Raw genomic sequence first — 15,271 nt, forward strand, 5'->3', positions numbered from 1 at the left:
TGGAGGTTAGTGATGATTAGCAAGACATACAGCGAACAAATCTATGCAGGAGTGTTAGGAAAAATCATAGGAGTATATATGGGGAGGCCAGTGGAAGGTTGGTCCTATGAAAACATTGTAAATGAATTCGGTAAAATAGAGAATTTTGTGGCTGAGCACAATGGTTTCCCTCTAATTGTTCCAGATGACGATATATCCGGCACTTTTGTATTTTACCGTGCCCTTGAGGACAACGGCTATCCGAAAGACGTGACGGCGGATCAGATTGGACAGACTTGGCTGAATTATATTATAGAAGACAAAACCATACTCTGGTGGGGCGGCCTGGCAAGATCCACGGAGCACTCTGCCTATCTAAGATTAAAACAGGGAGTAAAACCTCCTTACAGCGGCTCTTTTGAATATAATGGACAATCTATTGCGGAAGCCATCGGATCACAGATTTTTATTGACACCTGGGCCATGAGTAATCCGGGAAATCCTGAACGCGCTGCAAAAATGGCAAGAGAGGCAGCCATTGTAAGTCACGCAGGGATTGCAGTGGAGGCGGCCGTGTATCTGGCAGCCATTGAAGCCCTGGCTTTTGATATCAAAGACGTAGATGAATTGCTACGCAGTGCCAGAAAATACGTACAGGGGGAATATGGCAAAAAACTCCTGAAGCTTGTGGATGATGTGGTGGAACAGTGCAGCCGGGCATCGGACTGGAGGCAGGTACGTGACTGGATCCAGGAGAATCACGGATACCATCTGTATCCCGGAAACTGCCCCATGGTACCCAATCATCTGGCAGTGATCATGGCATTGAAAATGGCGGGGGATGATTTCCAGGAGAGCATTTCCATTGCTACAAGCGCGGGTTGGGATACGGACTGCAATGCAGGAAATGTAGGATGCTTAAACGGGATCCGTCTGGGTCTGGATGCTATCAATCACGGCGTTGACCTTAGAGGCCCCGTGGCTGACAGGATGCTGGTGGTAAGCTCCGACGGGGGGGCCTGTATCTCCGACGCAGTGCAGGAGAGCAGAAAGATTATTAAAGCAGCATCTGCCCTGGCAGGGGAAGCTGCAGAACTTCCGGAAAATAGATTTGCATTTGAATACAGGGGATCTACCCAGGGCTTTATGCTTCATCCGGAACCCATCCATGTACAGGCAGCCACGGAAGTAAAGAATGCATGGGAAGAAAAGGGTGAGGCCGGACTTCAGATTACATATAAGAATCTGGGCAGAGGGGCAAAGGCCTCCGCGTCAGTGGCAACCTTTGTGGATCCTGCGCCAAAGGCAAAAGCCGGGACTTCTTATTTCGAAGTATACGCAAGTCCCTCCATTTATTCCGGCCAGACCGTGCACATGACGATGAAATGCTTTGAGGTGGAAAATCCTGATTTGAAATTATTTATTGATTACTACGATCAGAATGACAGAATCAGCACCATAGAAGGGGATACGATAAGGCTGGAACCAGGTATAAATGAAATTGCCTGGAAGGTGCCGGATACCACAGGCCGGTCCATCTACCGCCTGGGAATCCGGCTGAACAGTGACCATATGCTGAATGGATCTGTTGTAATAAAAAGCCTGGACTGGAAAGGGTCTCCGGAACTCTTCCATATGGGAAAGGCCAATGAACTGACACCGGGTATCAGCCCCTTTGTGACACGTACACAGTGGCTGTCCGCGTTTATGACGTCGGTAAAACACTATGGTCCGGACTATCTGGCTACCATTTCCCTGTCCCATCCGGAAGAAAACGGAGTAATGACTATAGGAACTACGGACTGGGATGATTATTCCATAGAGACAAAGCTTCAGTTTGTACATGGCAACTGTGCGGGGGTTGTGGCAAGATCCAAAGGCCACAGAAGATACTATGCAGCTGTCTTCCGGGACAACAAGGCGGAGATCATAAAACGCTTTGACCGTGATGTGATATCTCTGGCTGCCACTGCGTTTCCCACCACAGATGATATGACACATGAAGTAAAACTGGAGGTAAAGGGAAACCGGCTGACCATGTTTATCGACGGAGAACAGAAAGTTGCCTGCACAGACGATACCTTTGCAAACGGAGCAGCAGGGTTCATGGTGGATGAGGGTGCTATTGTGGCGGAAGGCCTCACGGTTAAAGGCGTGTAAGGGTTAATTGGCATGGAATACGTAGTAGTATCAACTGCAGTGATGGATGATATGACCCTGGCCGACGGAACTTATATGGGAAAGCTGCTGGGGGGAGCGGGCATTTACGCCCTGTGCGGGGCCAAACTGTGGACGGATCAGGTGATATTAGTAACCGGGACCGGGCAGGATTTGTATGACAGGCATAAAAGCTGGTTTGAGAAGAACCAGCTTTCTACGGAGGGAATTACCATAAAGTCAGAATACAGCCCGATATCAATTCTGCAGTATCAGGAGAATGGGGAGCGAACAGAAACGCCTCTTTACGGCGCGGAACATTATCAATGGATGGAGGCGGTTCCCCGCGAGATAGAGCCTCACTGCAGGGATGCCAAAGGGGTATATATATTTAAGGGCACGGATTCAGGCTATTGGAACGAAATTCTGGACTTAAAGAAACAGTATGGGTTCCGTATCCTGTGGGAGCTGAACGGGGATTATGCCTGCCCCCAGTATGCGAATGCTGTCAGGAGTATCGCAGAAGGGATTGATGTTTTTTCCATTAATACAGCGGAGGCAAAAAGGTTGTTTGGGTGTGAGGAGGCAGAAGCGGTGGAACGGCTCCGGTCTATGGGAGTGCCTCTCGTCTACTACCGGAGAGGTTCCAAAGGGGCTTATATGATAACTTCCCGGGAGATTCAGGATGTTCCCGGGGTACAAAACCTTGCAGTAATAGATTCCACAGGAGGAGGCAACAGTTCCTCCGCCGGAGTACTTTATGGTTATTGTGAGGGACTTGGACCAAAGGAATGCGGTATCCTTGGCAGTATATCCGCCGCATCCTGCATTACCCAGTATGCTGTCCCGGAAAACATAGATGACGGGCTTCGCAGAAATGCTGAGAGGCTGAGAAGACAGATGATGGAGGAGTAAAAGATTGGGGAAATTAAGCGATAAAATCAGGGCAAAAGAGTCAATCAGACAGATCCATACACAGTATGAATATGACAAAAACATCCCGGAAAAGGGATTTTATATCCAGGGGAAGCCGGCGTTGACCCAGATAGATACCTCCCAGGTGGGAGAGTTTGTCCTAATCTGTGTCAGGGATGCCCTGTGCTCTTATGACCAGGATCCGGCTAAAGTCATTGCCGGAAAACTGAATAATGCCCGTATGATAGGTCAGTCCGGAATGTATCTGTCCTACAGCGGATATTACAAAGGAGCCTCTATTACTGTGGTGAGCGGAGGCAGCGGCGCTCCTGAGATGGAAATGATTTTATATGACTATATGGAACATACGGATGCTCATACCTTTCTAAGAGTAGGGGGATCCGGAGGCTTTGGGGATGAGGTGAATCCCGGGGATGTGGTGATTTCCAGCGGAGCGGTACGGGCAGAGGGAATGACAAGAGCCTATATTGATGCCGGATATCCGGCGGCCAGCCATTATGAGGTGGTCTGTGCTATGGTGGAAGCTGCAGAGAAGATTGGCCATCCCTATCATGTGGGGGTGACCGTGTCCAGTGACAGTGACTATGTAGGCGGAGGACGTCCAGGAGTGGGCGGATATCTTCAGCCGGAAAACATAGAAAAGGCAGGGATCTATAACCGGGCTGGCTGTCTGAACGGAGACAGGGAGTCTTCCGCCATTATTACTCTTTCAGCCTTATTTCAGCGCCGGGGAGGCTCTGTTTGTTCCGTGGCGGATAACATGTGTACTGGAAGAAAGTTCAGTGCCGGGGCCGGACACAACGTGGCCGTGGATATTGCCCTGGAAGGCTGCGCCATACTGAAGCGGATGGACGAAGAAAAAAAGGGAAAACCATATTGGCATCCCGGACTGGCGCAAGATTAACTAAGCTATGAGTATGAAGGAAGAAAGCAAATGAAAAAAATAGATGCAACAGAAGCAAGGCCGCTTATCTGGGAAGAACTGAGAAAAGTGGCCAGGCCCGACTCCCGTTTCAGCTGGGAGTTCGGGGAATTTATTACCGATTATGAAGGCAGCGGCGAGGGCGCCCGGCGGTTTTGTCAGACAGAGCTGTATCAGAACGCAAAGGTGATTTTTGTCACACCGGACAATAACCTGGAACGCCTCAGGGAACAGGTGATCAGAGACAAAAAAACACTGGTAATGACGAATTACGGGATTACCAGAGGCTTTTTTCTGGTAACACCTGATGCGGTTCCGGAAGGGAAGGAAGAACTGGCCTCTTTGCTGGACGGGGTGGGAAGATATTGGAAGCATCAGACCCTAAAGCAATTAAAAGCGTCTGTGGGAAGAATTGACGTGCTGGTGTCAGGGGCTTCCGCCATTACACCCGGAGGCGTACGGTTTGGAAAAGGCCACGGATATTTTGATCTGGAGTGGGCGATGCTGTACACCATGGGAATTGTGGATACGGAAACTCCGGTGGTAGCTGCAGGCCACGACTGCCAGATCATGGACGCGGACGTGGTTGTGAGGGAGTTTGACACGGCTATTGATTATATTGTCACTCCTACCAGGGTGATAAAAACCAGGAATGAGTATCCCAAACCCACAAAAGGGGTTATCTGGAGCCTGCTGGAACCAGAGATGAGAGCACAGATTCCGCCATTGTATGAACTATGGTGTAACATTCACTGCAAATAAGTAGGAGGTATGAATGGAAGGATATGATAATCCAATGAGACGGCAGGTATTCAGCTTGCCGGATTTAATAGAGCAGCAGGTCAGTGACTTAATTCCTAAAATTGCGGACCTGTGGACTCGGGAGGAAGCGCTGTGTATTCAGAAAATCATCCTCACCGGTTGCGGGGACTCCTATGCCGCATGTATGGCGGAGAAGTATACCTTTGAGACGCTGACCGGAATTCCCACAGAGGCAGTCCCGGCCCTTGATCTGGCCAGATATTACTGCAAGGAACAGTTCGGCCAGGATAAGGGGAATCCCCTGGTGATTGCTGTCAGTAATTCTGGAAATGTGGCCAGGGTCTCTGAGGCAGTGCAGCGGGCCGGTATGCATGGATCTATGACCTTGGGAATCACAGGAAACCGGCACTCAGAGCTGGGAAGACACAGTGAAAAAATCCTCTGTTCGCAGATCCCGACTTTTGAAAACGCACCGGGAACCAGGAGCTATCTTGTGAGTATCCTGGCGCTGAATCTTCTGGCTGTCCGCTTAGGAGAGCTGAGAAGAAACTATACTTCTGAAATGGGGGATCGCTACCGGAAGGATATCAGAAACCAGTCTGATTTGTTAAGAGAACTGCTTCCCCAAATGGACGGAATCTGCCTGGAGGTTGCCCGTCAGTGGAAGGACTGTCCTTGTTATGAATATGTGGGGGCCGGATTTGACTATGCAGCAGCCTGGTTCGGACATGCCAAGATTTTGGAGGCGGTGGGAAAGTTCGTCATGCACTGCAATGCGGAGGACTGGCATCACCTGAATTTCTTCGCCAGGGAGGCAGATAAGATAGGAACTGTGGTAGTGTGCAATACGGCTAATCCGGCCGTGAGCAGAACGAAAGAAATGGTAAGGTATGCGCAAAAGCTGGGGCGTCCGCTGGCAATAATAACCGACGGGGGCCCCGAGGATTTTGACAGCGTAAGGGCTGCCTATATCCAGGTACCCGCCCCGGTATATCCCATTCATATGCCTGTCACGCATTTTGCCCCTCTGTGTCTCATGGCAGGGTATCTGTCAGCTATAACAGGAGAAACTTACGGGAGAGACGGCGAAGGACCCTGGGAGTTCAGCAAGGGAGGCCGCTGCGTGAGAGAAAGTGAGATCATAATCAGGTAATAGAGGGAGAGATATAATGTTGTTTTTAAGAAAGGGCGCTCTTTATTTGGGAGGAATGATTATCCTCACATTGGGACAGCGGCTGTTTGTGGAGGCAGGCTTGGGGGCAGACGCACTGGATGCTCTCTGTGTGGGACTGTCTGAGAGCGCGGGGCTTACCCCGGGAACATGGGTGGCGGCCACCGCCTTTCTCATGATGTGTACAGCAGCAGTCTTATCCGGAAGAAAACCATTGGCGGGAGGGTTGGTGTCCTCATTTATCTTCGGCGTATTCTTTGATCTGTGGGCACGGTTTTTTCAACACTTTTATGAACCAGACAGTATGGGGATCCGTATCTTGATGTACGGAGCAGGAATTCTTTTAGGCCCTCTGGGAACAGCCATATATTTTAAAAGCGGGTTTGCCAAAAGTGCATTGGATGATTTTATTTTTGCAATAAAAGACAGGCTCCATCTTAGTATTAGAGTGACGAAAACGTCTGTTGAGATCGGACTGTGCACGCTGGCATTTTTGTTCGGCGGACCTATTGGCATTGCAACTATTCTTACTGCGGTACTCTACGGGCCTCTTCTGCAGGGATTTATGAATAGGCTGGACAATATGTGCACCATATGTGTAAGGAGTGGATTACATGGCTTTGTTAAGAAAATTTGAGATAAGCACAGTGTATAATGATATTTACGATATTACAGATAGTATAAAGGAGACTGTGAGTAAGAGCGGGGTGCAGGAGGAAATATGCAGGCTGATTCCCACCAGAATTGACTTTCATCATCAGCATGATAGCCCGCAGGATGCTGCGGGCCATGTTAAGTCAGCACTGCTGGGAATAGAAAGGATGTTCATTATCCATAAGGGAAAATTGCTGGTTGGCGGTTCCCAGGGAATCTACTTTCTGGAGTTCGATGGACCCAGGAACAGGGAGTATTATGTGAAGGTGATAGGAGACGTATAACATATTGATATATCTTCACAAAAACCTTGTCAATAACTTTTGAAAATGCCACTTTTTAAATAGGCTCTTCTATGGGGAGAGAATTTCTGGCCGTTGCCAAACCATTCAAAAGGAGCTGCATCCACCTGAATGAGTTTCCCGACATAGGCCTTACGCTTGCCCCCAATGGGTGCGATTTTTATTTTTTTTCTTCTGAGGGCTTTGAATGCCAGCATTTTTAGTATACTTAGAAGAGAGGAATATGATATAGTAATGTCATACTTGTCTTTGAGAATTTTTTGAAAGTGAAGGAAGTTGGACTGCGAATACTCTGGGAAAGAGTGGATAGCAAGGACAGCTTCTTTTTCTTTGTCAGAAAGAGTGTGAACAGGCTTTCTACCAGTATTTCCATGAATGAGGGAGGATGCGCCAGAAGAGAGGATTCTTTCATACTATTATAGGTTCCACAAAAGTGACATTTTCATAAGTGAATCCTAAGGCGATATTATCACAAGTTAACAACAATAACGAAAGGAGAAATAGTTGTGATGTAATAGGAAAAAAGTTATAATATATAGAAGCAGGAGTATTGTTAATAGGACAAGGGATGAAATGTGTTGATTTTGTGATGGAAGATTTAAGAAAGTGTAAAGACTAAATTAAAATTAGGTATTTTAAGTCTGCTATGCGGAAATAAAGAATAGAAAAATGTATGCGAAGGAGAAAGAGTGATGAAAAAGAAAGCGGCAATGCTGACGGTACTGTGCTTATTAGCAGTTTCTATCAGCGGGTGCGGACAAAAGGCAGATACCCAGAAAGTACCCGATGAAACAACAGTCAAAGCTGAGAAAAGCGAATGGGAAGATAACAGTAAAGAAGTGGAGGCATTGAAAAAATTATCTCTGACTGCCTATCCAGGCAGAACCATTGGGGAGGCATTTACCGGAGAATACGAAGTAGTTGAATGGAAGTATAAAGAGGAAGACGGAAAAAAATTTCTTAAATGTTCTTTTATCCATCAGGAAAAGGAATACAGTCTGACGATTTATAAAGATGAATATGAGAATGTGAATGCGGCAGAGTATTATGCCGGGAAGGAAAAACAGAGTCCGGAAGAAATGCAAAATTTCTGCCAGGAGCTCTTTTCCCAGGGAGAGACAGTGTCTTCCGAAGAATCCCAGGAATTTCCGGAGAGTCGGGCCGGATATTACAGCAACGGATACTGGGCAATGGATCTGAAGAGCATTGACAATACCTCTGGAACGGTTCTGTATGATGGATATGAGTATGCATACAGCCCTACGCAATTTGCCTGCAAAGATCAGGAGGGAAAAATTATTGACGGAAACACCTTGGAATTCAGCGGCGTGACCATTACCTGGGAGGGAGACTCGTTTACTCTGACGGAGGGAAGAGATGCCATGATTATGAGCAGCATGGCGGGAAATAACCATGACACGGAACATGGAGCCGGGAAGTATGTAAAAAGCGAAAGACCCAAGGAAGATGCCCAGGAACAGGATACAGGCACAGCCAGAAATATTGAACTGTATGCCGGAGAGTATAACGATTACCGCTGGTTCGGTGACAATCCAAATTGTCCGGAGAATCCATGCATGATCTCCGTATCGAATGTTACGGATACTTCCTTTGACTTCAGGATAGAACAGTGGGATCCGTCATCGAATTCATACAGTGTAATCTTTAACAAGCATACGGCAGTATTTACTGGAGACGGGACAACAGCTGCATATTTTGGAAAGCAGTATACACTAAACTTTACTTTCCCTGATGTGACTACCATTGAAGTTTCGGGATTTGACCCGACGGAAGGCATTTCTTATATGTGCAACGGGATTCCCGGACATGAATTCAGCTGATCCATTTTTATATAATATTCACAAATACCTTGAAAACTATGGGTAAATGCGCTATAATTTCCTATAGAATAAAAGAAAATTCTTCGGGGCAGGGTGTAATTCCCTACCGGCGGTGACAGTCCGCGACCCATGCAAATGGCTGAACTGGTGTAATTCCAGTACCGACAGTATAGTCTGGATGTGAGAAGAAGGTAATATGATATCCATCGTTTATCTGCCCCGGATGCTGTATCCGGGGCTTTTTTCGTAAGAATTTCCTTTTATGCTGATTAAAATAACATGAAAAAAGGAGAGAACGAAAATGAGTGAACAAGTTGTAAGCAACAAAAATGTAAGGAATGCCCGCACGGCGAACAGATCAAAGATCAGAACCATGGTACAGATTGGCATGCTTTCCGCTATCGCAGTAATTCTGATGTCTTTTGAATTTCCCCTTCCTTTTGCTCCGGCATTTTATAAGATTGATCTGAGTGAAGTTCCGGTACTGATTGGATGCTTTGCAATGGGTCCTCTGGCAGGCGTGATTATTGAGCTGATTAAGGTAGTTCTTCATATGGTATTTATGGGAACGACAACAGCCGGCGTAGGGGATGTGGCAAACTTTGTAATTGGGTGTGCCTTTATTGTACCGGCAGGATTGCTCTACAAGTATAAGAGGACCAGAAAAGCCGCTTTGGTTGGAATGGGTGCCGGGACTGCGATTATGACGGTGATCGGAGGTTTGTGCAATGCGTTCGTGTTACTGCCTCTCTATGCAGCGGCATTTGGAGGAATGGAAGCGATCATCGCGGCCGGTTCAGCAATCAATGGGGGAATTAACGGAGTAGCTACATTTGTGCTTCTGGCAGTAACGCCCTTTAATCTGGTAAAAGGGGTTGTGGTTTCCCTGATAACTCTGCTATTATATAAAAGAGTCAGAGTTTTATTAAAAGGAGAATAACCACTATGGGACATATTCATAAAGTGACACCGCTGACAGAGAATAAGCATCTTAATATGTATGCTATTGACGCAACCAGCAAGATAGGCACGCCGGTACACTATTTTGTATCATCCAGGGCGGAGAGTACGGAGGGCCTGAAGCTGGTGACCGGCAAGAACCATCCGGACGGTGTGGTAATTTACAGCCTGTACGGTGAGAAGAAAGACAGGGTAGTGCTGGTGCGTCAGTACCGTTATACGATTGATGATTATATTTATGAATTTCCGGCGGGTCTGGTGGAACCCGGTGAGAATTATCGGGAGGCCGGAATCCGGGAAATGAAAGAGGAGACTGGACTGGACTTTGAGCCGTTTAAGGTGGATAAGGCCTATGAAAAGCCATTTTTCACAACTATTGGAATGACAGATGAATCCTGTGCAACGGTTTATGGATATGCATGCGGTACCCCCTCCAAGTGCGGATTGGAAGATTCCGAAGAGCTGGAGATAGTACTCGCAGACCGGGAAGAAGTAAAAAGAATTTTAAGGGAAGAAAAAGTAGCAATTATCTGCGCGTATATGCTGATGCATTTTCTCCATGAGGAAGAGGAGCCTTTTGGATTTTTGCAGGAAGAATTATAGGCAGTGAGCTGCAAATACAGAGACAATGAAAGTTATCAGATTTTCATTGTCTCTTTTTATATACCTAAAGAGCATCCTATAACACATATCCTGCAGGCATACGGCGGCGACGGATGAGAATGCATATTCAAAAAATATAATGTATCATCCGGAAAATCCTGTTAGTAATAAAGTTGTTGTGGTTGAAGATACAGGGGTGGTATAATACTTATATTTCGAGGCAAAAAGGGCAAATAAGACTGAAATAAAGATGAGAGGAATGTGCAGCATGTATGAATTGAGAAAAGCAGGAGAAAAGAGCTATTATATTAACTGCCCTGCCAAAATTGGTATCTATACAGCCGGGGATAACGGGGTATACCTTATAGACAGCGGAAATGATAAGGATGCGGGGCGCAAAGTAAAAAAAATCCTGGAGGAAAACCATTGGCATCTGAAGGGCATTTTGAATACACATTCCAATGCAGACCATATTGGGGGGAATCATTACCTGCAGTCGCAGACGGGCTGTAAAGTTTACGCCAAAGGGATTGAAGAAGATTTTACACGCCATCCGATTCTGGAGCCATCTTTTCTATATGGAGGTTATCCATGCAGGGAACTGCGGCACAAGTTCCTGCTGGCCCAGGAATGCCGCACATCTCCCTTTACAGATGAAGAATTTCCCCAAGAGATAGAAGTGATACCGCTGCCCGGACATTTTTTTGATATGACTGGCTTCCGGACACCGGATCAGACGGTTTTTTTGGCAGACTGCATCAGCAGCAGAGAGACCCTGGATAAATATGGAATCCCATTTATCTACGATGTACAGGCTTATCTGGAGACATTGGACAAGGTTGAGCAAATGGAGGCAGCTGTCTTTGTACCTTCCCATGCAGAAGTTTCCAGAGACATGAAGGAGCTGGCAGGGTATAATCGGGATAAGGTGCTGGAAGCTGCCCAACGTCTGTTGGATATATGCCGGAAACCAAAATGCTTTGAGGTGATCCTTCAGGAAATATTTCATCAATATGACCTTTCCATGAACTTTGAACAATATGCGTTGGTAGGAAGCACGATTCGTTCTTACCTCTCCTGGCTCAAAGATAATGGCAAATTAAATACCGATTTCAGCAATCAAATGCTTTTCTGGGAAACGATATCTTAAGGAAATCTTAAGAAATGATTCGTGATATCTGAAGATATGAAAGATAGAATAGAAGACGGTTCATTTGGAGATCAAAATATCCACTTGACAAATTGATATGGAGGTATTATTGTATTATATAAGTAATACAATAATACAGAAAATGGGATATATCGGGAAGAAGAGAGAGGAAAGCGATGGAAGCGTTAATCAGAGTAGAGAATTTGTGCAAGATATATAATCCCGGGGAAAATGAAGTTCGTGCTCTGGATCATATTCATCTGGTAATAGAAGAGGGAGAGTTTGTAGCTATTATCGGACAATCCGGATCCGGAAAATCGACTTTAATGAATATGCTGGGATGTCTGGATGTGCCGACCACCGGTAAATATTATCTGAACGGGACAGATGTGTCGACTATGACAGATAATGAACAGTCTGCAGTCCGCAATAAAGAAATTGGATTTATCTTTCAGGGATTTAACCTGATAACGAATCTGACAGCACTGGAAAATGTGGAACTGCCTCTCATCTATAGAGGGATCGATAAAAAGACCAGAAGGGAGCTTTCCATTCAGGCACTGGAGATGGTAGGACTGGAGCACCGGATGAAGCATAAACCATCAGAGATGTCCGGCGGACAGCAGCAGAGGGTTGCAATTGCCAGGGCCATTGCTGCGAAGCCTCCAGTGATTTTGGCAGACGAGCCTACCGGTAACCTGGATTCTGCATCCAGCAGGGAGATTCTGAAGATTCTAAGGGAGCTTCACGACGGCGGCAGAACGGTAATTTTAATTACCCATGATGACGGAATTGCTGCTCAGGCAAAGCGTGTAGTCCGGATTATGGATGGTAAAATAGAATCAGACTTTATCAACGAGAATTTTAGTGAGTAGCAGGAGGAGTAAGATGAAAGCAGGAGTGAAAGGAAAGAAGAAAAACCTGGTATTGTACATAGTTATTGCCGCAGTAGTTGTGGTTCTTGTAATACTGGTTTTAGTGAGTAACATGATGAAGGGCAATACACTGCCGTCCGTCAATGTTGAGACAGTTACCACCGGCGATGTACAGGAAAAGGTGGATACCAGCGGAACAGTGGAAAGCCAGAATAAAAAGGTGTTTTTCTCACCGGTGAATGCCGAGGTACAGAATTTGAACTTCCAGGTAGGCGATAGTGTCGCTGCCGGCACACAGCTGATTGATTTTGACCTGGAGAATCTTGAGAGAGATAACCAGAAGGCAGAATTGACTGCAAAGGCAGGGCAGTATGGGTATAAGGACAGTGTAAACAAGTCTAATAAGGTAGCGAATGATGTGGCAGAGGCAAAAGCCAATGTATCCACACTACAAGCCCAGGTAGATGCCAAACAGCAGGAAATAGAGAATTTGACAACTGCAATCAGCGCAAAGCAGGAAGAAGCAGAAAATAAGGCGATCAGTCAAGCTGAAGAGCAGCAAGCAAAGATTCGGGAATGGACTGATAGAGCTTCTCAGGTTTCAAAAGATTTAATAGATAAGAATGCAGAACGCGATAAAGTGATAGAGGAACTAACTGGACTTCAGGAACAGCCCAGTTTGACGCAAGAACAAAAAGCAAGGAAGAGCGAATTAGAAAGTAAGAAGGATCAACTAAATAAGGAAATAAATGAATTAAACAAAGAACAGATCGATATCCAGGGGGAACAGGCAAAATTAGGAGGAGGATCAGCATCGCAGTCAGGCACAGCCGACACCAGCCAGCTTCAGCTCCAGCTTCAAAATGCCCAGTCAGAACTGGCAGAGCTTCAATCCGATCTGGCTACTAACAAGTCTGTGGCAGAAAGCGGAGACGCGGGCGTTCTTTCAGAAGATGCCAAGAAACAGCTTCAGGTTAATAACAACCTCACAGAATTAGAAGCAAAGACGCTGGATGAATTAATTGCAGAGGGCAAAAAGGGAATTCAGGCAGAATTTACAGGCGTTATCTCAGATTCCAAAATTGTAGACGGAGCTGCGGTAACCCAGGGAATGGAAATGTTTACTTTGGAGAGTACGGAGGATGTAAGTGTTTCTGTAACCGTGTCCAAGTACGATATTGATAAAATTAAAGTAGGGCAGAAGGCAAAAGTTACCATTGCAGGTAAGACTTACGACGGAACTCTGACCAAGATTAATAAGGTAGCTATTCCTAACGAGAAGGGTACTCCTGTGTTAGGTGCGCAGGTTCATATTGATAATCCGGATCAGGATATTTATCTGGGAGTAGACGCCAAGGTTACCATAGTGGGCAACGAAGCCAAGAATGCAGTACTCCTTCCTGTAGAATTAGTAAATACGGGTAAGACTGGTTCTTTCTGCTATGTAGTAGAGGACGGTAAGGTTGCAAAGAGAACTATTGAGACAGGAATCGCGTCTGATTCCTACATTGAAGTGAAGTCAGGACTGAAGAAAGGGGATGTGGTAATCACAGATTCACCGGATACCCTTACCGAGGGACTGCCTGTAGAGGCTAAGGAAGCCAGCGGCCAGACAGATGGTGAAGCACAGCAGGATACTGTTGCGGCAGAATAGCGCGTAGTCAGAACGAAAGGAGTCATCTATGGCACAGCTTTTAGAATATATAAAGATGGCAGTGGAGAATATCAAAGCCAACAAAGGGCGTTCATTTCTGACTATGCTGGGTATTATTATTGGTATTTCGTCGGTCATCATGATTATGGCAGTCGGCGCAGGTACTACGGATCAGATGAACAGTGAGCTGAATGATCTGGCCGCAGGACAGATATATATTTATACCAGCGATAAAGCTGTCAGCAATATGCAGTCAATTACGGAAGAAGATATGGAAGCGATCCGCAGCAAAGTCAAAGGCGTGGAGGGAGTAACTCCGGGCTGGGGGGAGAGCGGACAGGTATACACTTCCAAAGGAGAGTTTGATATATCGGTAAGTGTGGGAACAGAGGATATGCAGCTTACATCTAAGCTACAGATCATCAGGGGAAGATATCTTTCTGAGGCAGATATACAGGAAGGACGAAGAGTAGGAGTCATAAGCAAAGGGGATGCTATCCGCCTGTTTGGTACTGACGATATTGTAGGAATGGATATGGATGTCACCATAAACGGCATTACCCAGAGCGTAAACATTATAGGAGTCCGGGATAATCTGACAAATGGTAACTTTGTTTCTTACACGTATGAAGGTGCGCCGGTTAATATTGATATGCCCTATACGGCTATGGTAGATTATGACATCGAATATGACGGGTTTTCTAATCTATATGTCATCGGAGATAAGGTAGTGGATTCCAAAACTATTTCAGATAATGTCATTCGAATTCTGGAGTCCAGGCATCAGAGCTCAGGGGAAGGATTTTTCCTGGTGCAGGACTTTAACGATGTAGCCGCTCAGATGAATTCTATGATGGGTATGATAACAGCATTTATATCATTTGTTGCAGCAATTTCTCTCTTAGTTGGAGGAATCGGTGTTATGAATATTATGCTGGTATCCGTGACTGAGAGAACACGTGAAATTGGTATCCGTAAGTCCTTAGGCGCTAAAACCTCGTCAATTATGATGCAGTTTTTAGCGGAATCAGTAATTATTACAGCGTTGGGAGGCGTTATAGGAATTATTCTGGGTATCCTGGGGGCCTTTGGAATCTGCTCTGTTATGAGCGGTTCCATGAATTCTGCAATTACCCCGGGGATCAGAGTTACTACGATCCTGCTGGCTACGCTGTTCTCCTGTGCGGTTGGAATTTTCTTTGGAATCTATCCGGCGAGAAAGGCGGCAAAGCTAAGTCCTATTGAGGCATTGCGGAGAAATTAGCATACACAAATAATTAATAAAAAATTAACGGATGAATCATT

Annotated in this window: 14 protein-coding genes and 1 riboswitch; all 14 genes read left to right on the plus strand. The window is 46.0% G+C overall.

Annotation, left to right across the window (positions count from 1 at the left end; genetic code table 11):
* Nucleotides 1-12: 12 nt before the first annotated feature.
* The 14 genes from ACGHCT_RS04085 to ACGHCT_RS04150 all read left to right on the plus strand — a co-directional run bounded on the left by ACGHCT_RS04085 (nt 13) and on the right by ACGHCT_RS04150 (nt 15,230).
* The gene (locus tag ACGHCT_RS04085; RefSeq protein WP_390438362.1) at nt 13-2,139 is read left to right on the plus strand and encodes an ADP-ribosylglycohydrolase family protein; all 2,127 of its coding nucleotides are present in this window, start codon (nt 13-15) and stop codon (nt 2,137-2,139) included.
* Between the two features lie 12 nt (nt 2,140-2,151).
* Nucleotides 2,152-3,051 carry a carbohydrate kinase family protein gene (locus ACGHCT_RS04090; RefSeq protein ID WP_390438364.1) on the plus strand — a complete coding sequence of 300 codons (900 nt, stop codon included), beginning with the start codon at nt 2,152-2,154 and terminating at the stop codon, nt 3,049-3,051.
* A 4-nt stretch (nt 3,052-3,055) separates the two neighbouring features.
* Nucleotides 3,056-3,976, plus strand: coding sequence for a nucleoside phosphorylase (locus tag ACGHCT_RS04095; protein WP_390438366.1), 921 nt, complete (start codon nt 3,056-3,058; stop codon nt 3,974-3,976).
* Between the two features lie 30 nt (nt 3,977-4,006).
* Nucleotides 4,007-4,756, plus strand: a complete 750-nt coding sequence (locus tag ACGHCT_RS04100; protein WP_390438368.1) for a 5-formyltetrahydrofolate cyclo-ligase — start codon at nt 4,007-4,009, stop codon at nt 4,754-4,756.
* Between the two features lie 13 nt (nt 4,757-4,769).
* Nucleotides 4,770-5,909 (plus strand): SIS domain-containing protein, encoded by a 1,140-nt coding sequence (locus ACGHCT_RS04105; RefSeq protein ID WP_390438370.1) that lies wholly within the window; start codon nt 4,770-4,772, stop codon nt 5,907-5,909.
* A 16-nt stretch (nt 5,910-5,925) separates the two neighbouring features.
* Nucleotides 5,926-6,564, plus strand: a complete 639-nt coding sequence (locus ACGHCT_RS04110) for a YitT family protein (protein ID WP_072849722.1) — start codon at nt 5,926-5,928, stop codon at nt 6,562-6,564.
* Nucleotides 6,542-6,865, plus strand: coding sequence for a YjbQ family protein (locus ACGHCT_RS04115; RefSeq protein ID WP_341443379.1), 324 nt, complete (start codon nt 6,542-6,544; stop codon nt 6,863-6,865). Before ACGHCT_RS04110 ends, ACGHCT_RS04115 begins: the two co-directional genes overlap by 23 nt.
* A 710-nt stretch (nt 6,866-7,575) precedes the next feature.
* Nucleotides 7,576-8,724, plus strand: coding sequence for a hypothetical protein (locus tag ACGHCT_RS04120; protein ID WP_072849726.1), 1,149 nt, complete (start codon nt 7,576-7,578; stop codon nt 8,722-8,724).
* Nucleotides 8,725-8,799: 75 nt separating this feature from the next.
* Nucleotides 8,800-8,918: riboswitch (FMN riboswitch) on the plus strand.
* A gap of 107 nt (nt 8,919-9,025) precedes the next feature.
* Nucleotides 9,026-9,664 carry an ECF transporter S component gene (locus tag ACGHCT_RS04125; RefSeq protein WP_072849728.1) on the plus strand — a complete coding sequence of 213 codons (639 nt, stop codon included), beginning with the start codon at nt 9,026-9,028 and terminating at the stop codon, nt 9,662-9,664.
* A gap of 5 nt (nt 9,665-9,669) precedes the next feature.
* On the plus strand, nt 9,670-10,287 hold the full coding sequence (locus tag ACGHCT_RS04130; RefSeq protein WP_072849731.1) for an NUDIX hydrolase: 618 nt from the start codon (nt 9,670-9,672) through the stop codon (nt 10,285-10,287).
* A gap of 268 nt (nt 10,288-10,555) precedes the next feature.
* Complete coding sequence (locus tag ACGHCT_RS04135; protein WP_072849733.1) at nt 10,556-11,437, plus strand: MBL fold metallo-hydrolase; 882 nt, start codon at nt 10,556-10,558, stop codon at nt 11,435-11,437.
* A 176-nt stretch (nt 11,438-11,613) separates the two neighbouring features.
* The gene (locus tag ACGHCT_RS04140; RefSeq protein ID WP_072849735.1) at nt 11,614-12,312 is read left to right on the plus strand and encodes an ABC transporter ATP-binding protein; all 699 of its coding nucleotides are present in this window, start codon (nt 11,614-11,616) and stop codon (nt 12,310-12,312) included.
* A gap of 13 nt (nt 12,313-12,325) precedes the next feature.
* A complete protein-coding gene (locus tag ACGHCT_RS04145; protein WP_390438374.1) occupies nt 12,326-13,966 on the plus strand; it encodes an efflux RND transporter periplasmic adaptor subunit in 1,641 nt (546 codons plus the stop codon).
* A 28-nt stretch (nt 13,967-13,994) separates the two neighbouring features.
* Complete coding sequence (locus ACGHCT_RS04150; RefSeq protein ID WP_072849740.1) at nt 13,995-15,230, plus strand: ABC transporter permease; 1,236 nt, start codon at nt 13,995-13,997, stop codon at nt 15,228-15,230.
* Nucleotides 15,231-15,271 lie beyond the last annotated feature (41 nt).

It is taken from the genome of Lactonifactor longoviformis, assembly GCF_042848515.1.
GTDB classification, from domain to species: domain Bacteria; phylum Bacillota; class Clostridia; order Lachnospirales; family Lachnospiraceae; genus Lactonifactor; species Lactonifactor longoviformis.